The organism is Terrabacter sp. LjRoot27 (assembly GCF_964254175.1).
Classification (GTDB): domain Bacteria; phylum Actinomycetota; class Actinomycetes; order Actinomycetales; family Dermatophilaceae; genus Terrabacter.
Window position 1 is genome coordinate 756,241 of the sequence record NZ_CAXUSS020000001.1, and the last position, 23,788, is coordinate 780,028.

23 protein-coding genes are annotated in these 23,788 nt (G+C 73.0%); 14 read left to right on the plus strand and 9 right to left on the minus strand.

Going from position 1 to position 23,788, the window contains the following annotated elements; translation table 11 throughout:
• Positions 1-56: 56 nt before the first annotated feature.
• From ACSQ2D_RS03500 to purL, 4 genes are all read left to right on the plus strand, one after another.
• Positions 57-686 carry a hypothetical protein gene (locus ACSQ2D_RS03500; RefSeq protein WP_435984640.1) on the plus strand — a complete coding sequence of 210 codons (630 nt, stop codon included), beginning with the start codon at positions 57-59 and terminating at the stop codon, positions 684-686.
• A 94-nt stretch (positions 687-780) separates the two neighbouring features.
• Positions 781-1,119 (plus strand): phosphoribosylformylglycinamidine synthase subunit PurS, encoded by a 339-nt coding sequence (purS, locus tag ACSQ2D_RS03505; RefSeq protein WP_435984641.1) that lies wholly within the window; start codon positions 781-783, stop codon positions 1,117-1,119.
• Complete coding sequence (gene purQ / locus ACSQ2D_RS03510) at positions 1,116-1,811, plus strand: phosphoribosylformylglycinamidine synthase subunit PurQ (protein ID WP_435984642.1); 696 nt, start codon at positions 1,116-1,118, stop codon at positions 1,809-1,811. Before purS ends, purQ begins: the two co-directional genes overlap by 4 nt.
• Positions 1,808-4,108 carry a phosphoribosylformylglycinamidine synthase subunit PurL gene (purL, locus tag ACSQ2D_RS03515; RefSeq protein ID WP_435984643.1) on the plus strand — a complete coding sequence of 767 codons (2,301 nt, stop codon included), beginning with the start codon at positions 1,808-1,810 and terminating at the stop codon, positions 4,106-4,108. The genes purQ and purL overlap by 4 nt, the downstream gene beginning before the upstream one ends.
• A gap of 17 nt (positions 4,109-4,125) precedes the next feature.
• Here the strand turns inward: purL and ACSQ2D_RS03520 are convergent, their stop codons facing one another.
• The gene (locus ACSQ2D_RS03520) at positions 4,126-4,872 is read right to left on the minus strand and encodes a spermidine synthase (RefSeq protein ID WP_435987809.1); all 747 of its coding nucleotides are present in this window, start codon (positions 4,870-4,872) and stop codon (positions 4,126-4,128) included.
• Between the two features lie 68 nt (positions 4,873-4,940).
• Entirely contained in the window at positions 4,941-5,732 is a 792-nt protein-coding gene (locus tag ACSQ2D_RS03525) for a GNAT family N-acetyltransferase (RefSeq protein ID WP_435984644.1), read from the minus strand.
• Between the two features lie 22 nt (positions 5,733-5,754).
• Here ACSQ2D_RS03525 and ACSQ2D_RS03530 point away from each other — a divergent pair, with 22 nt between their 5' ends.
• From ACSQ2D_RS03530 to purM, 7 genes are all read left to right on the plus strand, one after another.
• A complete protein-coding gene (locus ACSQ2D_RS03530; protein WP_435984645.1) occupies positions 5,755-6,636 on the plus strand; it encodes an LLM class flavin-dependent oxidoreductase in 882 nt (293 codons plus the stop codon).
• Positions 6,637-6,679: 43 nt separating this feature from the next.
• Positions 6,680-7,060 carry a sterol carrier family protein gene (locus tag ACSQ2D_RS03535; RefSeq protein ID WP_435984646.1) on the plus strand — a complete coding sequence of 127 codons (381 nt, stop codon included), beginning with the start codon at positions 6,680-6,682 and terminating at the stop codon, positions 7,058-7,060.
• Complete coding sequence (locus ACSQ2D_RS03540) at positions 7,057-7,305, plus strand: hypothetical protein (RefSeq protein ID WP_435984647.1); 249 nt, start codon at positions 7,057-7,059, stop codon at positions 7,303-7,305. Before ACSQ2D_RS03535 ends, ACSQ2D_RS03540 begins: the two co-directional genes overlap by 4 nt.
• Positions 7,302-8,453, plus strand: a complete 1,152-nt coding sequence (locus ACSQ2D_RS03545) for a CaiB/BaiF CoA transferase family protein (protein WP_435984648.1) — start codon at positions 7,302-7,304, stop codon at positions 8,451-8,453. Before ACSQ2D_RS03540 ends, ACSQ2D_RS03545 begins: the two co-directional genes overlap by 4 nt.
• The gene (thpR, locus tag ACSQ2D_RS03550) at positions 8,450-9,010 is read left to right on the plus strand and encodes an RNA 2',3'-cyclic phosphodiesterase (RefSeq protein WP_435984649.1); all 561 of its coding nucleotides are present in this window, start codon (positions 8,450-8,452) and stop codon (positions 9,008-9,010) included. The genes ACSQ2D_RS03545 and thpR overlap by 4 nt, the downstream gene beginning before the upstream one ends.
• Before the next feature lie 42 nt (positions 9,011-9,052).
• Positions 9,053-10,615 (plus strand): amidophosphoribosyltransferase, encoded by a 1,563-nt coding sequence (gene purF, locus ACSQ2D_RS03555; protein ID WP_435984650.1) that lies wholly within the window; start codon positions 9,053-9,055, stop codon positions 10,613-10,615.
• Between the two features lie 76 nt (positions 10,616-10,691).
• Positions 10,692-11,822, plus strand: coding sequence for a phosphoribosylformylglycinamidine cyclo-ligase (gene purM, locus ACSQ2D_RS03560; protein ID WP_435984651.1), 1,131 nt, complete (start codon positions 10,692-10,694; stop codon positions 11,820-11,822).
• Positions 11,823-12,076: 254 nt separating this feature from the next.
• On the opposite strand, the gene ACSQ2D_RS03565 is transcribed toward purM, so the two are convergent.
• A complete protein-coding gene (locus ACSQ2D_RS03565; RefSeq protein ID WP_020142456.1) occupies positions 12,077-12,271 on the minus strand; it encodes a DUF3073 domain-containing protein in 195 nt (64 codons plus the stop codon).
• Positions 12,272-12,779: 508 nt separating this feature from the next.
• Here ACSQ2D_RS03565 and ACSQ2D_RS03570 point away from each other — a divergent pair.
• Complete coding sequence (locus ACSQ2D_RS03570) at positions 12,780-12,971, plus strand: BldC family transcriptional regulator (RefSeq protein ID WP_045191048.1); 192 nt, start codon at positions 12,780-12,782, stop codon at positions 12,969-12,971.
• A 98-nt stretch (positions 12,972-13,069) separates the two neighbouring features.
• On the opposite strand, the gene ACSQ2D_RS03575 is transcribed toward ACSQ2D_RS03570, so the two are convergent.
• Positions 13,070-13,537 (minus strand): hypothetical protein, encoded by a 468-nt coding sequence (locus tag ACSQ2D_RS03575; protein WP_435984652.1) that lies wholly within the window; start codon positions 13,535-13,537, stop codon positions 13,070-13,072.
• A gap of 137 nt (positions 13,538-13,674) precedes the next feature.
• Here ACSQ2D_RS03575 and ACSQ2D_RS03580 point away from each other — a divergent pair, with 137 nt between their 5' ends.
• Positions 13,675-14,112, plus strand: coding sequence for a VOC family protein (locus tag ACSQ2D_RS03580; RefSeq protein WP_435984653.1), 438 nt, complete (start codon positions 13,675-13,677; stop codon positions 14,110-14,112).
• On the opposite strand, the gene ACSQ2D_RS03585 is transcribed toward ACSQ2D_RS03580, so the two are convergent.
• Positions 14,109-14,765, minus strand: coding sequence for a nucleotidyltransferase domain-containing protein (locus ACSQ2D_RS03585; RefSeq protein ID WP_435984654.1), 657 nt, complete (start codon positions 14,763-14,765; stop codon positions 14,109-14,111). The genes ACSQ2D_RS03580 and ACSQ2D_RS03585 overlap by 4 nt on opposite strands.
• A 27-nt stretch (positions 14,766-14,792) precedes the next feature.
• Entirely contained in the window at positions 14,793-16,427 is a 1,635-nt protein-coding gene (locus tag ACSQ2D_RS03590; protein ID WP_435984655.1) for a PucR family transcriptional regulator, read from the minus strand.
• 141 nt (positions 16,428-16,568) lie between these two features.
• On the opposite strand from ACSQ2D_RS03590, the gene ACSQ2D_RS03595 reads away from it, so the two are divergent.
• Positions 16,569-17,837: an NAD(P)/FAD-dependent oxidoreductase gene (locus tag ACSQ2D_RS03595; protein ID WP_435984656.1), complete on the plus strand. Its 1,269-nt coding sequence runs from the start codon at positions 16,569-16,571 to the stop codon at positions 17,835-17,837.
• A 180-nt stretch (positions 17,838-18,017) separates the two neighbouring features.
• Here the strand turns inward: ACSQ2D_RS03595 and ACSQ2D_RS03600 are convergent, their stop codons facing one another.
• From ACSQ2D_RS03600 to ACSQ2D_RS03610, 3 genes are all read right to left on the minus strand, one after another.
• Complete coding sequence (locus tag ACSQ2D_RS03600) at positions 18,018-18,563, minus strand: DM13 domain-containing protein (RefSeq protein ID WP_435984657.1); 546 nt, start codon at positions 18,561-18,563, stop codon at positions 18,018-18,020.
• Between the two features lie 75 nt (positions 18,564-18,638).
• Entirely contained in the window at positions 18,639-20,408 is a 1,770-nt protein-coding gene (locus tag ACSQ2D_RS03605) for an alpha-amylase family glycosyl hydrolase (RefSeq protein WP_435984658.1), read from the minus strand.
• A 105-nt stretch (positions 20,409-20,513) separates the two neighbouring features.
• On the minus strand, positions 20,514-23,774 hold the full coding sequence (locus tag ACSQ2D_RS03610; RefSeq protein WP_435984659.1) for a glycoside hydrolase domain-containing protein: 3,261 nt from the start codon (positions 23,772-23,774) through the stop codon (positions 20,514-20,516).
• Positions 23,775-23,788: the final 14 nt, after the last annotated feature.

Sequence of the window (23,788 nt, forward strand, 5' to 3'; positions counted from 1 at the left end):
CCGGCCCGGCGGCATACGCACGCAGTCGCGCGGTGCCGCTGTGGGACGCTGGGCGCATGACCGAGCCCGTCGCCGACGCCCACGCCGACGCCCCGACCGAGCGCTACCTGCTCCGCCAGAACCTGACCATGATGGTCAACCGCTACGAGATCGTCCGGCAGGACGAGCTGGGCAAGGAGCTCGGTCTGCTGTGCTTCGCCGAGCAGAAGCGGATGGCCGCCAAGGAGCAGGTCACCTTCTACACCGACTCGGCCAAGACCCACCCGCTCTTCGGTTTCAAGGCGCGCAAGCGCATCGACCTGAGCTCGGGCTACGACGTCACCGACAGCCAGGGACAGCCGATCGGCTGGTTCAAGAAGCAGTTCAGGGCCTCGCTCGTGAACTCGACGTGGACGCTCGGGCTGCCTGACGGGCGCGAGTTCGTCGGCAGGGAGCGCAACCCCAAGGTCGCCGTCGCCCGCCGCCTCTGGGAGATCGTCCCCGTCATCGGCGAGATCCCGGTGCCGTTCCTCTTCCACTTCGACTTCGCTGCCGAGGACGGGTCGGTCGCGCTCAGCTCGACGAACAAGGCGGGCGTCAAGGACGTCTACCACGTGAGCCTCCCGGCGCTCCCCGACGGCAAGCCCATCGACTGGCGCGTCGGGATGGCGATGGCTGTCGCGCTCGACGCCCTGCAGTCCCGCTGAGACGCTGTCCGGGGGCCCTCGTGGCGCCCGATAGACTCAGGCCGTCCCTCGGGACGCCTCCATCCCCCCACCAGCGCAGGGAGAAGCACCACTGATGGGAAGCATCGTCGTCGACGTCATGCTCAAGCCCGAGATCCTCGACCCCCAGGGACAGGCCGTCAACGGCGCCCTGCCGCGGCTCGGGTTCAACGGTTTCACCGATGTCCGTCAGGGCAAGCGCTTCGTGCTCACCGTCGACGGTGACGTCACGGACGAGCACCTCGCAGCGGCCCGCGAGGCCGCCGAGACCCTCCTGTCCAACCCCGTCATCGAGGACGTCGTCGCCGTGCACGTCCTCGACGAGAGCGCGGCGGACGAGCCCGGCGAGCCCGGCGAGGACGCCGACGGCGAGCCCGAGGGCGAGTCGGACGACGCGGAGGACGGCGAGCAGTGAGGATCGGGGTCGTCACGTTCCCCGGCTCGCTCGACGACCGTGACGCGGCACGCGCCGTCCGGGAGTGCGGCGGCGAGGCCGTCCCGCTCTGGCACGGCGACGCAGACCTGTTGAGCGTCGACGCGGTCATCCTGCCCGGCGGCTTCTCCTACGGCGACTACCTCCGGTGCGGCGCCATCGCCCGCTTCGCGCCGGTCATGGAGGCCCTCGTGCCCGCGGCCCGGGGCGGCCTGCCCGTCCTCGGCATCTGCAACGGCTTCCAGGTGCTCACCGAGAGCCACCTGCTCCCCGGCGCGCTGATCCGCAACGACCACCGCAAGTTCAACTGCGTCGACCAGCGGCTCGTCGTCGAGAACGCCTCCACCGCCTGGACCTCCGACTTCGAGGCCGGCCAGGAGATCGAGATCGTCCTCAAGAACGGCGAGGGCGGCTTCGTCGCCGACGAGAAGACGCTCGACATGCTCGAGGGCGAGGGGCGGGTCGTCTTCCGCTACGTCCCCGACGCCGAGGGGCGCAACCCCAACGGCTCCTACCGCCACATCGCCGGCATCACCAACGAGCGCGGCAACGTCGTCGGCCTCATGCCGCACCCGGAGCACGCGGTCGAGGAGGGCTACGGCCCGAGCCTCGACGGTCGCGGCTTCTTCACCTCGATCATCAAGCAGACCCTCGAGAGCGCAGCCACCGCATGAGCGACACCCAGACCGCGCCCCTCCTCGACACCGTCGAGCACGCCGCGGCCACGCCCGACGTCGAACAGCCGTGGGCCGAGCTCGGCCTCAAGGTCGACGAGTACGCCAACATCCGCGAGATCATCGGGCGCCGTCCGACGATCGCCGAGCTGGCGATGTACTCCGTCATGTGGAGCGAGCACTGCTCCTACAAGTCGAGCAAGATCCACTTCTCCCTCTGGGGCGAGAACACCACCGACGAGATGCGCGAGAAGCTCCTCGTCGGCATCGGCGAGAACGCCGGCGTCGTCGACATCGGCGACGGCTGGGCGGTCACCTTCAAGGTCGAGTCGCACAACCACCCGTCCTACGTCGAGCCCTACCAGGGCGCCGCGACCGGTGTCGGCGGCATCATCCGCGACATCATGTCGATGGGCGCCCGCCCGATCGCCGTCATGGACCCGCTCCGCTTCGGCAACCTCCACCACCCCGACACCCAGCGCGTCCTGCCTGGCGTCGTCGCGGGCGTCGGTGGCTACGGCAACTGCATCGGACTGCCCAACATCGGCGGCGAGGTCGTCTTCGACGACTGCTACCAGGGCAACCCGCTCGTCAACGCCCTCTGCGTCGGCGCCATGCGGATCGAGGACATCCACCTGGCCAGGGCGTCCGGTCCCGGCAACAAGGTCATCCTCTTCGGCGCCAAGACCGGCGGCGACGGCATCGGCGGCGTCTCGGTGCTCGCGTCCGAGACCTTCGACGAGGGTGGCCCGACCAAGCGCCCCGCCGTCCAGGTCGGCGACCCCTTCGCCGAGAAGGTGCTCATCGAGTGCTGCCTCGACCTCTACGCGGCCGGCGTCGTCGACGGCATCCAGGACCTCGGCGGTGCCGGGCTCTCCTGTGCCACCAGCGAGCTCGCCTCCAACGGTGACGGGGGCATGCAGGTCGAGCTCTCGCTCGTCCCGCTGCGCGACGCGAGCCTGCAGCCGCAGGAGATCCTCATGTCGGAGTCGCAGGAGCGCATGATGGCCATCGTCGAGCCGAAGCACCTCGACGAGTTCATGGCGATCACCGAGAAGTGGGACGTCGAGGCCACCGTGATCGGTGAGGTCACCGACGGCGACCACCTCGTGATCACCTGGCACGGCGAGACCATCGTCGACGTGCCGCCGCGCTCGGTCGCCCACGAGGGCCCGACGTACAACCGCCCGCTGGCCCGGCCGGCATACCTCGACGGCCTCAACGCCGCGGGCACCTCCGAGCTGGCCAAGCCGCAGACGGGCGAGGAGATCCGGGCGCAGCTGCTGACGCTGCTCGGCTCGCCCAACCTCTGCGACAAGTCGTGGATCACCGACCAGTACGACCGCTACGTCCTCGGCAACACGGCGCTCGCGCAGCCCGACGACTCGGGCGTCGTGCGCGTCGACGAGGAGACGGGTCGCGGCGTCGCCGTGTCGACCGACTGCAACGGGCGCTTCGCCAAGCTCGACCCGTACACCGGTGCCCAGCTCGCGCTCGCCGAGGCCTACCGCAACGTCGCCACGGCCGGGGCCGCCCCGCTCGCCGTCACCGACTGCCTCAACTTCGGCTCACCGGAGGACCCGGGCGTCATGTGGCAGTTCCGCGAGTCCATCCGCGGCATCGCCGAGGGCTGCCGCTTCCTCGGCATCCCCGTCACGGGCGGCAACGTGTCGTTCTACAACCAGACCGGCGACGTCGCCATCCACCCGACCCCCGTCATCGGCGTGCTCGGCGTCATGGAGGACGTCTCCAAGCGTTCCGGCTCGGGCTTCCGCAGCGACGACGCGCACGTCTACCTCCTCGGCACGACGCGTGACGAGCTCGACGGCTCCGAGTGGGCGCACGTCATCCACAAGCACCTCGGTGGTCTCCCGCCGAAGGTCGACCTCGCGGCCGAGCAGGCGCTCGGCCGGGTCCTCGTCGAGGCGGCGCGCACGGGTGTGGTCGAGGCGGCGCACGACCTCTCCGAGGGTGGGCTCGCCATCGCGCTCGCCGAGGCGTGCATGCGCCACGGTGTCGGCGTGACCGTCGACGGTCTCGACCAGGTCGGCGCCGACGCGGAGGGCAACCCGCTCGACGCCTTCACGGCGCTCTTCTCCGAGTCGAGCGCCCGCGCCCTCGTGGCGGTGCCCGCCGGCCACGCAGCCGAGTTCGAGGCGATGCTCGGCGACGTGCCGCACGCGCGCATCGGTGTGACGGGGGGCCGCGACCTCGACGTCGTCGGCCACTTCTCCGTCTCGGTCGCCGAGCTCACCTCGGCTCACGAGTTCACCCTCCCGGCGGTCTTCGGCGCCTGAGACCCCGCCTCAGCAGCTCAGCGGGCCCGCCACTTCCCGGCCTCGGGAGGTGGCGGGCTCTGCATTCCGTTCTCGTCGAAGGGTTTCGCGCCGGCGAGCAGCCGGGTCAGGGCGGGACCTTCGCGCAGGCCTGTCGGGAGGTTCGCGCGGGCGACGTCGCGACGCAGCGCCTCCACCGGCAACGGCGACGGACTGGCGACGAGCACCGAGTTGCCGAACCGTCGGCCCTTGAGCACCTCGTGCGTCGCGACGAGGGCTAGGTGCGGCAGAGAGGTGGCCATCGTCGCGACCACCCTGGTGACCCAACGCATCCCGGGCTCGTCGGCGAGGTTCCACAGGGCGATGCCGGCCGGCTTGAGCACCCGCGCCACCTCGTGGGCGTATGCCGTCCCGACGAGCTCCGCGGGCACGCGGCCTCCCGCGTAGGCGTCCGTCACGACGACGTCGGCGGAGTCGTCCCGGAGGGCTCGCACACCGGACAGGCCGTCGACCGGGCGCACGCGGATGCGGTGGCGCCGGGGGAGCGGGACCTCGCGGCGGACGAGCTCGGTGAGGGCCTCGTCCGGCTCGAGGACGATCTGCGGCGACCCCGGACGGGTCGCCTCGACCCACCGCGGCAGCGTCAGGCCGGCGCCCCCGACGTGCGTGACCCCGAGGGGGCCCGGCGGCAGCGCGTCGATGGCGAGCGCGAGGTGCTGGACGTACTCGAAGACGAGCACCGTCGGGTCGTCCGGCTGGACGTGGGACTGCGGCGAGCCGTCCATGTGCACCGTGACGCCGCCGCGCTCGTCCCACTCGAGCGAGACGTGCTGCGCCGCAGACGATCCCGCGCTCACGTGAGGTCCAGGACGAGCGTGCGCTCCTCGCCGTGGCGGGTGAAGCCGATGCGGCGCAGGATCGGCGAGGACGTGTCGACGACCCCGTGCGTCAGGGCGAGCGTCGCGCCGGCAGCGCGAGCGGCGGCCAGCCGGGCGTGGAGGACGCCGCGGTAGGCGCCACGACCCCGCACGGTGCGGTGCGTCCCGCCGCCCCAGAGACGGCATACGTCGTCGGCGAGCGTGTAGCCGCCCGTGCCCGCGGGACGCCCGTCGACGTAGGCCACCCACCGTCCGCCCGAGTCGTCGACGAGACCGCGCTCGACCTCGGCCAGCGACGAGGCGACCTGCTCGTCCGTCGGCGCCTCGCCGCCGAAGGCGTCGTTGCCGACGACGATCGCGTCGCGCACCGTCTCCGCATCGGTCACCCGACGGACCTCGACGTCGGCAGGCACGGCGAGGTCGGGCACGCCACCCGCGAGCGGCAGGGCGAGCACGTCCATCCGGTCCACGACCGTCGCCCCGCGGCGGACGAGCTCGGGCTCGAGGTCGTCGGGCCGGGTGAACTCCGACAGCCGCCACCAGAGGCGGTCGCGGCCGAGCCCCCTTGCGACGTCGGCGATCTCGTCGGCGAGCTCGACGGCGTCCCGGTCGGAGCCGAAGACGCGCGCCGAGGTCGGCGTGAGGAAGTAGTCGGGGTAGGCGACGACGAGGTACTCGTCGTTCCGGATGTGCGGCGCCCCGTCCGGCACCCAGGCCCACTCGTTCGAGGCGGCGAGCACGGCCTCCGCGTCCCAGTTCGTCGTCACCCCGACAGGCTACGGTCGTCCCATGCGATTCGGTCTGGCGATCCTGCCCGAGCACCCGTGGTCCGAGGCCGCGGCGATGTGGCGCGCGGCCGAGCAGATGGGCTTCGACCACGCCTGGACCTTCGACCACGTGACGTGGGGCGGCCTGCCCGAGTCGCCGTGGTTCGCGGCGGTGCCGACCCTCGCAGCAGCGGCCGCCGTCACCGAGCGCATCGGCCTCGGCACGTTCGTGTCGTCGCCCAACAACCACCACCCGGTGCAGTTCATGCGCGAGGTGCTGGCCCTCGACGACATCTCCGGCGGCCGCTTCCTCCTCGGTATCGGGACGGGCGGCGACCTCGACTCGCGCATCATGGGCGAGGACCTCGCGCTGCGTGACCGCGTCGCCCGCTTCAACGAGTTCACCGGCCTGCTCGACCGCCTGCTGAGCGACGACCACGTCACCGCCGACGGCCGTTTCTACACCGCCCGCGACGTGCGCACACTCCCCGGGCCGGTCCGCGGCGGCGACGCGGGCAACCGGGTGCCGCTCGTCATCGCGGCCAACGGGCCCAGGTCGATCGGCCTGGCCGTCGAGCGCGGCGACGGCTGGATGACCTACGGCGGCAACGCCGACACCGACGACGAGTGGTGGGACCTCGTGGCCGGCCACAGCCGACGGGTCGACGCCGCGCTCGAGGCCGCGGGCCGTGACTCCGCCGACCTCACCCGCTACCTCAACCTCGACTCCGCGCCGACGTTCTCGCTGAGCAGCGCCGCGACGTTCGAGGACGCCGTCGGGCGCGCCGCGGCGCTCGGCTTCACCGACGTCATCACCCACTGGCCGCGCACCACCGAGCCCTTCCACACCACCCGCGAGGTCCTCGACGAGGTCGTCGCCGACGTCATCCCCCGCCTGCGCTGAGGGTGTCGGTCGGCCGTCGGCGGGCGCCGATAACCTCGGGGGTATGCCGCCACGCCGCCGTACCCCTGTCGCCGAGGGCCACGCCGCCCTCGTCGCCTGCCGTGAGGCCGGGTGGGAGGCCGACCGGCGCACGACCGCGACGGCGGTCCGCTACACGCTCGAGGAGCTCGCGACCATCGCGCCCGGCCGCACCGTCGAGGTGCGCGTCCCCCCGCACGGCGCGGTGCAGTGCATCGAGGGCCCGGTCCACACCCGCGGCACGCCGCCCAACGTCATCGAGACCGATGCCGCGACGTGGCTGCGACTCGCCGTCGGCGACCTGACCTGGGAGTCGGCCGTCGACGGGGCGCGGGTCCGGGCCAGCGGGCAGCGGGCCCACCTCGACGGCCTCCTGCCGCTCACCTCGCTTAGGCTGGACTCGTGACCCAGCCCTCGCCGACCACCCGCCCCGAGCGTCCCCGCATCCCCAACTTCAAGCGCTTCCTCATCACGGGCGCCGTCCTGGGTTTCATCGTGGGTGCCGTCATCTCGATCATGGGTGACGAGGTGCAGGGCTACACGACGACCACCGGTGCGCTCTACATCGGCGCCCTCGGCGCCTTCATCGGCACCGGCCTCGCCGGCATCCTCGGCATCCTCCTCGACCGGTCCGGTCGCGACCAGTCGTGACCCGGCCGGCCGGCCCGCTCGCCGGCATCCGCGTCGTCGAGCTCGCCGGCATCGGTCCGGCGCCCTTCGCGGCGATGCTGCTCGCCGACCTCGGCGCCGACGTCATCCGCATCGACCGGCCCGGTGAGGCCTCGCTCCCGGTCCCGCTGGCGCCCGAGTCCGACCTGCTGCGTCGCGGCCGTCCCTCCGTCGCGCTCGACCTCAAGCACCCCGACGGGGTCGCGACCACCCTCGCCCTCGTCGAGCAGGCCGACGTGCTCGTCGAGGGCTACCGCCCGGGTGTCGCCGAACGCCTCGGCCTCGGACCCGCCGACTGCCTCGCGCGCAACCCGCGCCTCGTCTACGGCCGGATGACCGGCTGGGGCCAGGACGGCCCGCTCGCCCACGCCGCCGGTCACGACATCGGCTACGTCGCCATCACCGGCGCCCTGCACGCCATCGGCCGCGTCGGCGGACCTCCGCAGGTGCCCGTCAACCTCGTCGGCGACTTCGGGGGCGGTGCCCTCTACCTCGTCGTCGGCGTCCTCGCCGCCCTGCTCGAGGCCCGCACGAGCGGCCGTGGCCAGGTCGTCGACGCCGCGATCGTCGACGGCACCGCCCACCTCTCCTCGCTCGTCATGGGCCTCGTGGGCGCCGGACTGTGGTCCGACCGCCGCGGCACCAACCTGCTCGACACCGGCGCACCCTTCTACGACGTCTACGAGACGAGCGACGGCGGCTGGCTCGCGGTCGGCCCCCTCGAGCCCGCGTTCTACGCAGAGCTGCTCCGGCTTCTCGACCTCACCGAGACCGCCCCCGACCGTCTCGACCCCGGCCAGTGGCCCGCGCTGCGTGCCCTCCTCGCCGACACCTTCCGCACCCGGACCCGCGACGCCTGGGTCTCGCTCCTCGAGGGCACCGACGCCTGCGTCGAGCCGGTCCTCAGCTATGCCGAGGCGCCGGGTCATCCGCACCTCGCCGCGCGCGGCACGTACGTCGAGCACCACGGCGTCGTCCAGCCCGCCCCGGCGCCCCGCTTCTCCCGCACCGCTGCCGCGCTCGGCACCCCTCCGTCCACGCCCGGCGCCGACACCCGCGCCGCCCTCGCCGCGTGGGGCATCGACGACGTCGACGCCCTCATCGCCTCGGGCGCTGCGTCGGCGCCATGAGGCTCTTCGTCGCCGTCGTCCCGCCGGACGACGTGCTCGACGACCTCGAGGAGCACGTCGAGCCGCGCCGCGACGCCGGTCCCGAGATCCGCTGGACCGACCGCCACCAGTGGCACGTCACGCTCGCCTTCCTCGGCGCCGTCCCGGAGGCGCGCCTCGACGACCTCACCGACGCGCTCGCCCGCTCCGCCGCCCGGCGCGACCCTCTCGTCCTGCGCCTCGCCGGAGCCGGCGCCTTCCCGAACCCGTATGCCGCCCGCGTGCTCTGGGCGGGGGTCGACGAGCTGCGCGGTGACCTCGGGGCGGTGGCGGGCGGCATACGCCGTGCGTCGACGTCGGCGGGGGCGACGCCCGACGGCACGCGCTTCCACCCCCACCTGACGCTCGGCCGCTTCCACCGTCCCACCGAGGCGACCCGCTGGATCCGCGCGCTCGACGCGTGGGAGGGGCCGGCCTGGCGGGTCGACCACCTGGCGCTCGTCGAGTCGCACCTCGGTGAGGGTCGGGGGCGGCGGCCGCGCTACGAGGTGCTCGCGGAGCTGCCGCTGCGGTCGTGAACCGCGGACGAGTCGCCCACTCGCGTGTGCGACACTGGCGCTGTGGCACGTGGCGACGGTCGTTTGAACCATGACCTCATCCCCGGCGAGAAAGGCCCGCAGGACGCCTGCGGGGTCTTCGGCGTCTGGGCTCCCGGAGAGGACGTCGCGAAGCTGACGTACTTCGGGCTCTATGCGTTGCAGCACCGCGGTCAGGAGTCGGCCGGCATCGCGACCGGTGACGGCGAGAAGATCCTCGTCTACAAGGACATGGGCCTCGTGTCGCAGGTCTTCGACGAGACCGCGCTCAGCTCGCTCCGCGGCCACATCGCCATCGGCCACACGCGCTACTCCACGACCGGCGGCTCGACGTGGGAGAACGCCCAGCCGACGCTCGGCGGCACCGGCCACAGCACGCTGGCCCTGGCCCACAACGGCAACCTCATCAACACGGTCGAGCTCAAGGCCCTCGTCGACGAGCACTTCGGCGGGACCCGCATCACCGGCGAGCTCGCCCGCGGCAACACGTCCGACACCGCCCTCGTGACGACGCTGCTTGCAGCCGACGAGGACCGCACCCCCGAGCAGGCCGCCCTCGAGCTGCTGCCCAAGCTCAAGGGCGCCTTCTCCTTCGTCTTCATGGACGAGACGACGTTGTATGCCGCCCGCGACCCGTGGGGCGTGCGTCCCCTCGCGCTCGGCCGCCTCGAGCGGGGCTGGGTGGTCGCGTCCGAGACCGCGGCGCTGCAGACGATCGGCGCGGCCGTCATCCGCGAGGTCGAGCCCGGCGAGCTCATCGTCATCGACGAGGACGGCCTGCGCTCGCACAAGTTCGCCGAGCCCCAGCCCAAGGGCTGCGTCTTCGAGTACGTCTACCTCGCCCGTCCAGACGCGGTCATCCGTGGCCGGGTCGTGCACGAGGCCCGCGTCGAGATGGGTCGCGTCCTCGCGCGCGAGCACCCCGTCGACGCCGACCTCGTCATCGGGGTCCCCGAGTCGGGCGTGCCTGCGGCTGTTGGCTACTCGCAGGAGTCGGGCATCCCGTTCGGCCAGGGTTTCGTCAAGAACGCCTACGTCGGCCGCACCTTCATCCAGCCGTCGCAGACGCTGCGTCAGCTCGGCATCCGGCTCAAGCTCAACCCGCTCGAGCACACGATCCGCGGCAAGCGCCTCGTCGTCGTCGACGACTCGATCGTGCGCGGCAACACCCAGCGCGCGCAGATCCGCATGCTCCGCGAGTCGGGCGCGGCCGAGGTGCACGTGCGCATCAGCTCGCCGCCGGTGCAGTGGCCGTGCTTCTACGGCATCGACTTCGCGACGCGCGCCGAGCTCATCGCGACCGGCCTCGGTGTCGAGGAGATCCGCGCCTCGATCGGGGCGGACTCGCTCGGCTACATCTCCGAGGAGGGCATGATCGGGGCGACGAACCAGCCCGCCGACGAGCTGTGCTCCGCGTGCTTCACCGGCAAGTACCCCATCGAGCTGCCCGAGGACGGCCGCATCGGCAAGCACGTCCTCGAGACGCTGCCGCTGACGGTGCGCACCGGCCACGACCGCTCGGTCGACGTCGACGGCGTGACCCTCGGGATCGGTCTCGGCGGCGAGAACGCCCTCCAGCACCCCTGACCGGACCGGGCTGCGCGCATCCACTGCGTCTGGACGGCGGTGAGCGCGTCCCCCGGGCGCCGGTAGGCTGGGGCCCGTGAGCGATGCCCCCATCACCTATGCCTCGGCCGGAGTCGACGTCGAGGCGGGTGACAAGGCCGTCGAGCTGATGAAGGCATCGGTGCGCCGTGCCACCAGGCCGGAGGTCGTCGGCGGCCTCGGCGGGTTCGCCGGCATGTTCGACGCGAGCGCCATCGCCCGGATGACCCGGCCGATCCTCGCCACGAGCACCGACGGCGTCGGCACCAAGGTCGCCATCGCACAGGCCCTCGACGTGCACGACACGATCGGCTTCGACCTCGTCGGCATGGTCGTCGACGACATCGTCGTGTGCGGCGCCGAGCCGCTCTTCATGACCGACTACATCGCGACCGGCAAGGTCGTGCCCGAGCGCATCGCCGCGATCGTCGGCGGCATCGCCCGCGCGTGCGAGGAGGCGGGGGTCGCCCTCGTCGGCGGCGAGACCGCCGAGCACCCGGGCCTGCTCGAGCCCGACGAGTACGACGTCGCCGGCGCGGCCACCGGCGTCGTGGAGTATGCCGCCGTGCTGGGTCCCCAGCGCGTCGCCGACGGTGACGTCGTGGTCGCGCTCGCGAGCAGTGGCCTGCACAGCAACGGCTACAGCCTCGTGCGCCGCGTCGTCGCGAGCGCCGGCTGGCAGCTGGACCGGCACGTCGACGACTTCGGCCGCACCCTCGGCGAGGAGCTGCTCGAGCCGACCCGCATCTACACCAAGCCGCTCCTCGAGCTCATCGCCGCCGACGGCGTCGACGTGCACGCCCTGAGCCACGTCACCGGCGGCGGCCTGGCCGCGAACCTCGCCCGCGTGCTCCCGACCGGCACCTTCGCCCGCGTCGACCGCTCGACGTGGACGCCCCCGGCGGTCTTCCGCACGGTCCAGGACCTCGGCCGCGTGCCGCAGGCCGACGTCGAGCGCACCCTCAACCAGGGCATCGGCTTCGTCGCCGTGCTCCCCGAGGCCCAGGCGGAGCGGGCCATCGAGCTGAGCGAGGCCCACGGCATCCGTGCGTGGCGGCTCGGCGAGGTCGCCACCGAGGAGCGGGCGCACGCCGACGGCCTCGTCGCGGACGACGCCGAGATCGTGCGCGGGGCCAAGGGTGTCGACGGTGGCGCCGTGCAGGTCGTCGGGCAGCACCCGACCGCCTGACCCCCGCCGAACACCTCGGGAGCACTCCGGTGGTGTGCCGGCAGGGTGGGCCGGGCCGAGGAGAGCCGGCGACGCGGCATACCCGGGTGTGACGAAGCCCGCAGCACCCCGGAGGGTGTGCGGGCATCGATGCGTCACTCCGACGCGACCCGGCACGGGTGCCGACGCGTCGAGTGCCTCGAGGGCAGCACCGATCGCGCGCCGGGTGCGAACACCCGACGCACGAGGTGCAGACGGAAGAGGGAAGGGAGGGCTCAGCGCCCGCCCGAGGCCCACTTCCCGTATTCGTCGTACTCGTCGTCGTCGACGGATCGTGGCTGGTTGGACACGTCGCGTTGCGACGGCCCGTGCAGCTCACGCTCCAGCGCGCTCAAGTCCGTGTCAGGTGTGTAGTACTTGAGCTGCCGTGCGACCTTGGTCTGCTTGGCTTTGGCTCGGCCGCGCCCCATGGCGTGACCCCCTCGTGCGTCGTGCCGGGACGGCATCGCTCCTCGGAGAACCGGGTGGCTCTTCGATGTCCGCGTAGCGGCCCCGGGAATGTGTGTGTTCTCGTGGTGCTAACGCTACATGAGTGAGGCAAATCCCGCGCCCGCCGCACCCCTTGAGCGGCGGGCGCGTCGCGGCCCGTCGGTCCGGGTCGGGCCGGCGAGGGTGGCCCGGGGGTCGCTCGGGGGTCGCTCCGGGGTCGCTCCGGGGTCGCTCGAGGACCAGTCGGGGGTCCGTCACGGCTCCGCCAGGGCCTCTTCAGGGCCTCTTCAGGCCCCGTCGGGGGTCGGCGGTACGCTTCCGGCGGCTGCCTCTCCGTATACACCTTGTGTCTCGGAAGCGGGACGATTTGACTCTTTTCAGTGTTTAACCGCCATTAGGCTGGCCGAGACTTTACCCTTGCTTTACTGAGCCCCGATTGGGGCGCATGCGTGTCGCTGCACCTAGCGACAGGGTGGTGGGGATATGACAATGACGACTCAGGATCGACACGAGACCGAGAAGCTGCTGACTCCTGCCGAGGTTGCGGCCCTGTTCCGAGTGGACCCGAAGACGGTCACCCGGTGGGCCAAGGCAGGAAAGCTGACTTCGATCCGGACCCTTGGTGGGCACCGGAGGTATCGCGAGTCAGAGGTGCGCGACCTTCTGGGTGGCGGACACTGATCTCGACGGAAAGTTGGGGGTAGACCGGTCAGATCGTCGGGGGAGGGACACCACACGGTGTCCCTCCCCCGACTGCTACCCGGTCGTGGTGCGTGTGCTCAGGCCCGCCCGTGGGGGAGCGGGTTGACGGTGCACACGAAGTACCTCACGACGCCGCCGTCGACCAGGGCGCCGGCGGCGATGGCGCCCTGCACCTCGTCGGTGGCGTCGAGCACGCCGTTGCCGTCGTGGTCGCCGGCCGCCAGCGCCGCGGCGTACGTGCCGGTGAGCGAGACGGCGTGCACCTGCCAGCGCCCGCCGTTGTAGCCGGGGTCGCCGGGGGCAGCCGTCGCGACGCTGCGCTGCACCGCGCCGAAGCTGTAGATCGTGTCCCACGACTGCGCGGGAGCGCCGGTGCCGCTGAGGTCGGTCGGCGTCGCGACCGTCCGGTAGAGCTGGTGGTCGACGTAGAACGCCGGCCCCGAGACGCCGCCCGCCTGGGCAGACGCGCCCGCGACGAGGGCTGGTAGTGCGACCGCCGCGACGCAGAGGGACCGGACGGTCCTGCGAGTCAGCTTGTGAGACATGGCTTTCCACCTTTCGTCCGGTCACCCTGACCGGCTCACCACCGAGTCAAGCCCGATGCGGCCGTGGGCTCCATGACGTGGGGGTTATCCGGTCCTTACGGCTCGGCGACGTCGGTGGGCCGCCCTATCGTGGCGGGATGACGCACCCACCCGAGATCACCGCCATCACCCTCGGCGTCCACGACGTCGAGCGCTCCCGCGCCTTCTACGTCGACGGGCTCGGCTTCCGCTCGGTGCTCCACCTGCCGGACATCACCTTCGTCCAGGGCGCCCCCGGCGTGCTCCTCGCCCTGTGGGACGTCACGCAGATGCCGAGCGAGTACGGCGACGTCGCGCACGGCTCGTCCGCGCCACCCGTGTCGCTGGGCCACAACGTCACCGAGGTCGGGCAGGTCGAGGCGTTGTATGCCGCCGCGCTGGCTGCCGGTGCGACCTCCGTCTCCGCCCCGACCGAGCGCGAGTGGGGCGGGGTCAGCGCGTGCGTGGCCGACCCGGACGGCTTCCGGTGGGACCTCGTGCACAACCCGAACTTCCGGGTCGACGCCGACGGCACCGTCCACCTGGGCGAGGCCTAGAGCGCCTCGAGGCGGGCCCGCCACGGGTGGCCGGCCGGCTGGGCGTCGACGACCCGTCGGAGCACCGCGACCTGCGCGGCGTCGAACAGGGGGAGTGCGGCCTCGAGGTCGGCGTCGTCCTTGGGGCGGGGCGAGGCGGCCTTGTGGGCGAGGACGAGCTCGGGGCGCAGGTAGCGCACGCCGTCGCGCTCCCAGGTGGCCTCGTCCAGCGACAGCACGAGCGACGGGTCGCGCTTGAACTGCCACCGGCCGTCGACGTCCGGGTTGAGCAGGATCTCGCCGCGCCACGGGGCGAGCGCGTGCTCGCGGACCCAGATCTGGCCGGAGTCCTCGGGCACGTCCCGTCCCGGCGGCAGGTGGAGCAGACCCGAGCCGCCGGCCGACCACAGGTGCCAGTCCGGCTCGAGGTGGGCCCGGATCGCGCCGACGTCGCGACGGAGCACCGAGAGGTCGATGTCCTCGTGGTCGCGGGCGACGCCGGTGAACGCCTCGACGGCCCACCCGCCGGCCACCCACCACGGCACGCCGAGCCCGGCGAGCAGGTCCCGGACCTCGACGGGGGTCCACGAGTGCTGGGGACCGTAGATGCGCTGGAACTCCTCGGGTGCGAGCCACCGCTGCCCGCCGGTCGTCACTGCGTCCTGCTCGCCCACGGCGCCACGCCAGCGCCGGACGCCGCCTCAGTGGCCGAGCGCGCGCAGCTGGAGGCGCAGGGCGAGACGGGTCTCGGGGTCGTGGAGGTCGAGCTCGACGACACCTGAGAGGCGCTGCATCCGGTAGCGGAGCGTGTTGGGGTGCACGTGCACGCGCGCCGCGGCCGCCCGCGGGTCGCCCGGGTGGTCGAGCCACGCCGCGACCGTCTCGAGGTATGCCGTGTGGTGGGCCTCGTCGTGCTCGCGCAGGGCGGCGACCGGGCCGAGGAGCTCCTCGGTCCAGATGCCGCCGAGCGCGCGGGCGTTGGTGACGGCGGCCCAGGCGTCCTCGACCGTCGTCGTGGTGCCGGTGACGCGGCCGACGTCGCGCAGGCGCTGCACCTCGGTGGCCTCGCGTCGCGACCGGTCGAGGTCGACGGTGCGGGTGACCCGTCCGCCGGCGCTCGCCGTGGCCGTCGGCGTGACGCCGGCGACCTCCTCGACGACGCCGAGCAGCCACTCCCACGTGCCCGGGGAGGCGTCGCCCGGCGCGTCGCGCACGAGCGTCAGCGCGACGCCGTCGAAGATCGCGAGGAGCGGCTGGCGCCACGACCGGCGCCGGGCGGCCGACTCCCAGACGTCGAGCTCGTGCTCGGTGTCGCGGGGAGCGCCCTCACCGGTCGGGTCGGTGCGGGCACGATGCGCCCCGGCGAGCACGACGACCCGCCACGGTGCCGCCGGCAGCCAGCCCTCGGCCTCGAGCGTGTCGCCGCTCAGCACGGCGCGGAGCCGGTCGGCCGAGACCCGTCGGGCGAGGTCGGCCTGCGAGCGCAGGCGCAGCAGATGGAGGGCCACGACCGACGCCGTCTGCGCCAGCGACCCCATGACCTGCTCGGGCGGCTCCTCGTCGACGACGGCCCAGATCGAGCCCAGCCACTCGGTGCCGGCCCGCACCGGGACGACGACGCGAGCCCGCAGGCCGCGGCCGGCCGGGACGAAGAAGGGCTCGTCGGAGCGCGCGAGGCGGCGGAACACCCCGCGCCCGCGCAGGTTGGCGATGACCTCGTCGGGCACGCGCCGGCCGACGATGGTCGAGACGCGCGCCGGGTCGGCGACGTCCTGCGTGGAGGAGTAGGCGAGCACCCGGGACTGGGTGTCCTCGATGGTGATGGGGGCCGCGACGAGGGCCGCACACGCGTCGGCGAGGGCGAAGAGCTCGTCGAGCACCGGCCCCTCCGCGCGCACGGCGGGTCCGCTCGCCGCCCGGTCGAGGACCCCACGCAGCAGCCACACGACGTGTGCCCACGACGCGTGGTCGGCCAGCTCGACGAGGCTGACGCCGAAGCGGGCGGCCGCGGCGCGGACCTGCTGGTTGCGGGCGGCGGCCCGGCGCAGCACGACGGCGCCGCAGTCGACCTCGGCCGCCCCCTCGAGCAGCGCGGCCGCCTCGGCGGGGCGCTCGACCCCGACGCCGAGGAGCAGGTCGCCGGCCTGGCCGAAGACGCCCGAGCCCGGCTCGGCGAGGGTCACGTCGTCGACCGGGGGGCCGCCGACGTCGACGACCACCGTGAGCAGGCCACCGCCGAGCGTGCCGACGAGCTGCGCGATGGGCAGGCCGACCGGGGTCGTCGACGAGGTGCGGGTCGCGGACCGTCGGGTCGCGCGGGACGGTGCGGACGGCATACGACCATCATGACGCGCTTTGGTGCCCACAGCACAACGTGGGGCGAGAACCCTGGCACGACAGCACCACAGGATGCGCATCGTGTGGCCCCACCATGGACGCAAGGCACCACCCGAGCACCAGACCCAGGAGTCGATCGCATGGCCGCTGTGACCCCCGCCGGTACCCCCGTCCCCGAGCGCGTCGCCGTCGTCGGCGCCGGCATGGTCGGTCTCGCCACCGCCTGGTTCCTCCAGGAGCGTGGCGTCGAGGTCACCGTCATCGACCGCGACGGCGTCGCCGCCGGCGCGTCCTGGGGCAACGCGGGCTGGCTGACGCCCGGCATCGCGACGCCGCTGCCCGAGCCCGCCGTGCTCAAGTACGGCCTGCGGGCCGTGCTCAGCCCGAGCTCGCCGGTCTACGTGCCGCCGAGCGCGCGACCGGACTTCCTCCGCTTCGTCACCGGTTTCACCCGCCACAGCACGATGACGGCCTGGAAGAAGGCCATGGGCGCCCTCGTGCCCGTCAACGACCTGTCGCTGCAGAGCTTCGACCTGCTCAAGGCGGGCGGGGTGGACGCCGACACCTACGAGGCGAAGTCGTTCACGGCCGCCTACCGCACGGCCGAGGAGCGTCAGACGCTGCTCGAGGAGATCGAGCACATCCACGCCTCGGGCGGCGACATCACCTTCGACGTCCTCAGCGGCGACGAGGCCCGCGCCATCGAGCCGGCGCTGTCCGACGAGATCGGCGCCGCGATCGTGCTCCACGGTCAGCGGTTCATCAACCCCGGCGCGTACGTCGCCGCCCTCGCCGACTCGGTCACCGCCCGCGGCGGCAAGATCGTGACCGGCAGCGCCGTCCAGCGCATCACCGACACCCCGACCGGCGTGCTCGTCACGAACGACTTCGGGCAGGCCGAGCACTACGACGCCGTCGTCGTCGCCACCGGCGCCTGGCTCGGCAAGCTCGCGCGGGAGTTCGGCGTCAAGCGCGTCGTCCAGGCCGGCCGCGGCTACTCCTTCAGCGTCGCCGTCGACGACCTGCCCAACGGCCCGGTCTACTTCCCGGCCGCGCGCGTCGCCTGCACGCCCGTCGGGGACCGCCTCCGCGTCGCCGGCATGATGGAGTTCCGCCAGCCCGAGGCCGCGCTCGACCCGCGCCGCATCAAGGCCATCGTCGAGTCGGCCCGCCCGCTGCTCCAGGGTGCCGACCTCGACCACCGCCAGGACGAGTGGGTGGGCTCCCGGCCGTGCACCATCGACGGTCTGCCGCTCATCGGCGCCTCGCGCAACCCCAAGGTCTTCGTGGCCGGCGGTCACGGCATGTGGGGCATCACGCTCGGCCCCGTCACGGGCCGCCTGCTCGCCGAGCAGATGGTCACCGGCCGCGCGCCCGAGCAGCTCGCGCCCTTCAACCCGCTCCGCTGAGCGCGAGCCGGCAGCACACGCGGCAGCACACACGGACAAGGCCCACCTGACGAACCTCGTCAGGTGGGCCTCCGTGCGCGTCCCCCCGCGCCGCGGCGGCGCGTCTGCACGCGTCCGCCGAAGACGGCTGCCGCCGGACCCCTCAGTGCGGCGGCAGCCGTCAACCGTGCTTCGGAGACGTCATGCGGTCCGGATTGGTGCAGATCCGAACGCGACGTCGAAACGGTCGCACCAGATGACGACCGAGGTCAGGCCGGACAGGTCCGTGCCCGGCGGGACGGCGTAGTTCTGGTTGCCGTCCGTGGCCTTGAGGTCCCCGAGCGGGACGAACCGGCCGTCGTCGTAGCGGTGCCAGTCGTCGCCTCCGGCCGGCTGGTCGGTCAGCCACACGACGACGTCCGGCCCGTCGCTCGTCGAGAAGCCCTCGAGCCGCAGCACGCTCGTGCCGTCGGCCAGCTCGAGCACGCGGGCGGTGCCGGACGTGGCGTGCTCCCCGTCGACGAACCGCCCCTGGCCGACGACGCGCGCCGCGGACGCCGAGGGCGTATGCGGTGTGGTCGGGCTCGTGCCCCCGGCCGTGGCCGTCGCGGTCGCGACGGCCACGGGGAGCGGCTCGTCGACGACGCTGCGGGTGAGCAGCCGCCACGGCTGGAAGAGGGCGAGCCCGACGACGAGCGCGAGCGAGGCGGTGACGACGGAGGCGGCGATCCAGACGCGTCGGTTCATGGATCCAGTACACCGGCCCCGCCGTGCCCGCACCATGACGAGACCCTTACGAAGCAGTGACGAGCGGCCCGGGACTCAGGCGGGCGTGAGGACGACGAGGGTGTAGGCGCCCACCGACACGGTGCCGCTCGCAGGCTGGTCGTCGAGCGGCTCGTCCACCGCGTCGACGTCGTGGGTGTCGTGACCCGCGAAGAGGGCGCTGTAGGTGGCCGCGTCGGAGTTGAAGCGGACCACCCACGGCCCGGCGGACGGCATACCCGTCGTGATGTCGCGCGCCTCGGCGCTCGCGTTGACGACGACCACGGCGACGTCGTCGCCTGCGCGACGTGCCCACGCCAGGGCCTTGGCCTCGTCGTCGAGGTGGAGCACCTCGAAGCCCTCGCCGCGCAGGCCGCGCGAGACGCCGTCGACGTCGCGCCGCAGGTGGACGAGGTCGCGGCCGAGACGCACGATGTCGCGGAACTGCTCGGCCCGCTCCCAGTCGAGCGGCACGTCGTCACGGAACCACTCGTCCTCGAGGAACTCCTGGCCCTGGAAGAGCATCGGGATGCCCGGCGTCGTCAGGGCGATGGCGAAGCCGAGGGTCGCGCGCTTCTGCGCCGCCCAGCCGCTCGGGTCGCCGCCGTCGACCTCGTGGGGGACCCGGAGCTTGCCGTTGGCCACCTCGTCGTGGCTCTCGGTGTAGACGATGCGCCGGAACGGCTCGTCGTCGCCGCGCAGCGCGTCGGCGAGCTCGGTCATCGAACGGTCGGCATCGTCGACGGCCGTCAGCAGCCGCCGGACCGGGTGGACGAAGCTCGTGTCCCACTGGGCGTGGAAGCCCGCGCCACCCTCGTCGGGCGAGGTGATCGCCGGGTCGGACTGGAGGTCCTCGGCGATGAGGATCTTGTCGGGGTGCCGCTCGCGGATCGTCGTCGTGATCGAGCGCATGAGGTCCCAGCCCTCGGGCAGGTCGCCGGTGCCGAGACCGTCGATGGTGCGCACGTAGAGGGTCGCGTCGAACCGGAGCCCGTCGAGGTGGAACTCCTCGAGCCACATGAGGGCGTTGTCGTGGAGGTAGGCGCGTACCTCCTCGCGGCCGTAGTCGGGTCGGGTGTCACCCCACGGGGTCGAGGAGCGCTCGTCGTTGTAGAAGTAGATGCCGCCCTTGCCGTCCTCGCTCCAGCCGTCGAACTGCCACAGGGCCAGGTCGCTCGGGCCGTAGTGGTTGATGACGACGTCGAGGATGACCGCGATGCCGTGCCGGTGGGACTCCTTGACGAAGGCCTTGAGCGCGTCGGCGCCGCCGTAGTTGCTCTCGACGGCGAAGGGGTTGGACGGGTTGTAGCCCCACGAGTAGTCGCCCGCGAACTCGGCGACCGGCATGAGCTCGATGGCGTTGATGCCGAGCTCGGCGAGGTAGCCGAGCTTGCCGGCGAGCCCGCCGAGGTCACCGGCGTCGCCCTCGGTGGCGACGAACGAGCCGATGTGGGTCTCGTAGATGACGAGCTCGTCGTGCGGCGGGCAGCCGAACGTGTCGCCCGCCCAGTCGAAGGCGTCGCGGTCGTAGACGACGGCGTTGCCCGACGAGTTCGTGACGACGCGGGCGCGGGGGTCGATGCGCATGAGGCGCTGGTCGCCGTTGGTGATGACGAACTGGTACTCGTCGCCGGGCCGAACGCCCTCGACGTCGGCGTACCAGTGCCCGTTGTCCTCGGAGACCATCGCGTGTCCGTCGCCCGACCAGTCGGTGAAGCTGCCGGTGACCGCGACGGCGTCGGCGTTCGGGGCCCAGACGCGGAAGGCCGTCCCGCCGTCGTGGGGCATCGACCCGAGTCCGGGGCGGTGGGCGTCGTGCTCGGACATGCAGGCTCCAGTCGGGTCGTGAGGGGGGCAGCCCGAGCGTAGACCTGGCTGCTGGGACCGACCGGTGACGTACCCGCTCGGCCCGCTCGGGCCGTTCGGGCCTCGTCAGCGCAGGTAGCCGGTGACGTCGGCGACGACGTGGACGGTGCCCTGGGAGTGGTTGACGATCGTCAGGGTGCCGGCACTGGTGAGGCGGCCGACGAGGAGGTTGGCGACCGTCTGGCCGGCGGCGAAGTTGGCGGTGGAGCTGCCGGTCGTGGCGGTGGAGTCGGCGCTGAGGAAGCCGGGCTTCTGGGGTGCGGTGGCGGTGAGGTTGACCGCGGCGGCGGTGGCTCCGGCGGGGACGGGTGACCCGGTGACGCCGGCGACCTTGATGGTGAGCGAGGCGCCGGCGGCGATCGCCGTGCGGACCGGGTTGCTCGTCGTGCCGACACGGGTGTCGAGCAGCCGGGCGGGGGCGGTCGTGGCCCACTGGTTCGACGTGCTGGCGGTCGTGACGTAGCCGGTGACGTCGGCGACGACGTGGACGGTGCCCTGGGAGTGGTTGACGATCGTCAGGGTGCCGGCACTGGTGAGGCGGCCGACGAGGAGGTTGGCGACGGTCTGGCCGGCGGCGAAGTTGGCGGTGGAGCTGCCGGTCGTGGCGGTGGAGTCGGCGCTGAGGAAGCCGGGCTTCTGGGGTGCGGTGGCGGTGAGGTTGACCGCGGCGGCGGTGGCTCCGGCGGGGACGGGTGACCCGGTGACGCCGGCGACCTTGATGGTGAGCGAGGCGCCGGCGGCGATCGCGGTGCGGACCGGGTTGCTCGTCGTGCCGGCGCGGGTGTCGAGCAGCCGGGTCGGCGTGGTGCTCGTCCACCGCTGGCTCGTGCCGCTCGTGGTGAGGTAGCCGGTGACGTCGGCGACGACGTGGACCGTGCCCTGGGAGTGGTTGACGATCGTCAGGGTGCCGGCACCGGTGAGGCGGCCGACGAGGAGGTTGGCGACGGTCTGGCCGGCGGCGAAGTTGGCGGTGGAGCTGCCGGTGGTGGCGGTGGAGTCGGCGCTGAGGAAGCCGGGCTTCTGGGGTGCGGTGGCGGTGAGGTTGATCGCGGCGGCGGTGGCTCCGGCGGGGACGGGTGACCCGGTGACGCCGGCGACCTTGATGGTGAGCGAGGCGCCGGCGGCGATCGCGGTGCGGACCGGGTTGCTCGTCGTGCCGACACGGGTGTCGAGCAGCCGGGTCGGAGTCACGGGGACGAGGTGCGAGAAGGACGACGGCCGGACCGCGGTCGAGGGCGTCGACGCCGGACCGGCCCCCACGACGTTCGTCGCCGTCACCGTGAAGGTGTAGGCCGTCTCGTTGCGCAGCCCCGTGAGGGTGGCCGACGTCGCCGATCCGGACACCGTCGCGCTCGCACCCGCGGGAGAGGAGGTCACGGTGTAGCCCGTCACCGGGCTGCCGTTGGGCGTGGCTGCCTTCCAGCGCACGGTCGCCCGGCCGTTGTCGGGGACCGCCGACACCGACGTCGGGGCCGACGGCGCCGTGGCCACGAGGGCGAACCGCATCGCGTCGACGCCGACCTGGGCCGTCGTGGGGCTCGGACCGCTGTCGGCGGCATGGACCCGCACCGACGTGCCGGAGCGGGCGAGGTAGGTGCCGAGCGGGGCCCAGGTGGCCGACGCCGTGGACTGGTCGACCACGGTGGTCGCGGACCCGCGCGCGTCGCTGACGGCATACGACACCTTCGCGTCGGCGCGGGTGGCCGGGACGTAGGCGCTCACGGCGTAGAGGCCGGCGGCGAGGGCCGGGGACCACGTCGCGCCGTTCTCCTCCGTGCTGCCGTTGGCGTAGGTGGAGTAGGCACGTCCCTGCACTCCCTGGCCCTGATTGGGCTTCCAGTAGTACATGTTGCCCGTGAAGAGGAACGACGGGCTGCCGGGGCCGATGGTGCCGCTGCCGTAGCTGATCGGCACCGGGGCGCCCGTGACGCGGCCGCCGACCCAGTTGGCGTCGATGTCGATCCTGACCCCGCCCCAGGTCTCGCTGCCGGTGGCGTACTGGTGCAGGCGCTGGCCGCCGGCCCAGTAGCTGTCACGGAACTCGGGGTAGCTCGTCGAGTCGGACAGCGTCTGCAGGCCGTTCCAGTTGGCGAACCACACGTTGTCCGGCGCGGTGAACCCCGTCGTGCCGACCGCCCTGGACAGATCGACCATGAGTGAGCTGCTGCTGCCGTAGGCGCCGGACGTGTAGCCGCGGGCGTGCAGCTCCTGCGTCCACGCCGTCAGGAACGACAGGACCGTGGCCGTGCAGCCTGCGACGTTCGGGTCGTAGGCCTCCATGTCGTAGTAGACCGGCGTGCCGGCACCGAGGCCGAAGAACGCCGCCCGTCCGGCCGCGTCGGCAGCCGCGGCCCTGCCCTGCGCGGCGGCCTGCGCCGGGTCGATCGTGGCGAGGCCGGTCTGGTTGACGCAGGGTGCCTGCGGCCCGACGTAGATCGGGATGAGTCCCCAGCCCATCGCGCTGATCTGGCTCACCCAGCTCGTGGAGAGGTTGCCGTCGCCGCAGGCCCGCATCGAGCCGCCGACGTAGATGCCGACGGCGCGGTAGGGCGAGGCCAGCCAGGCCTGCATCGTCGCGACGCTCGGGGCGGCGCAGGCGTCGAACCCCATCCCGGTGAAGGTCTGCGGCGCGGACGCCACGGCGGTCGAGGACGTGCCGCTGGAGGAGCGGGGAGCCGGAGCGGACGACGAGGTGTCCGCGGTCGCGCCCGGAGCCGTCCGGGCGCTCGCCGTCGGGCTCGTCGGGCCCGCCGGCTTCGTGGGGCTCGTGGTCGCCGTCGCGAGGATGTCGTCGACCGTCGACTCGTGGGCTCCCCAGGTGGCGTCGACCTGGACGTCCTGCGCCGTGAACCGCGCCGACGTGGTGCCGGCGACACGGTCGGTCCCGGTGTGCGCCCGGAGCGTGCCGAGCACCGTCGTCCTCGAGGTCGTCGCCGTGCTCGAGCGGTCGGAGCCCGGGTGCAGCCAGATCGTCTCGGCGCGCCCGACGAGGTGCGCGGGGCAGTCCTGCTGGCTGCCCGGGCGGCCCAGGTAGACGGCCCTGACGTCGAGACGGACGCAGCGGGTGGGCTGGGCGTCGAGGTCGACCACGGCCCAGTCGGACGGCACGGAGAGGCGGACGCCGCGGTAGTCGACGGACCGCGTGCCGGTGGCGACGGCGGGCGTGGCGGGCGGGGCGGGCGAGGCCTGCGCGGGGGTGGCCGGCGTTGCCGCCGTGGGCGTCGGTGTCGTGGGCGTGAGGGCGGCGGCCGTCGCGCTCGATGCTCCGCCGAGGACCAGCGCGGCAGAGCCGAGGAGTGCCGTGAGTCGACGTGATGGACCGGGCATGTCAGAACCTCTCG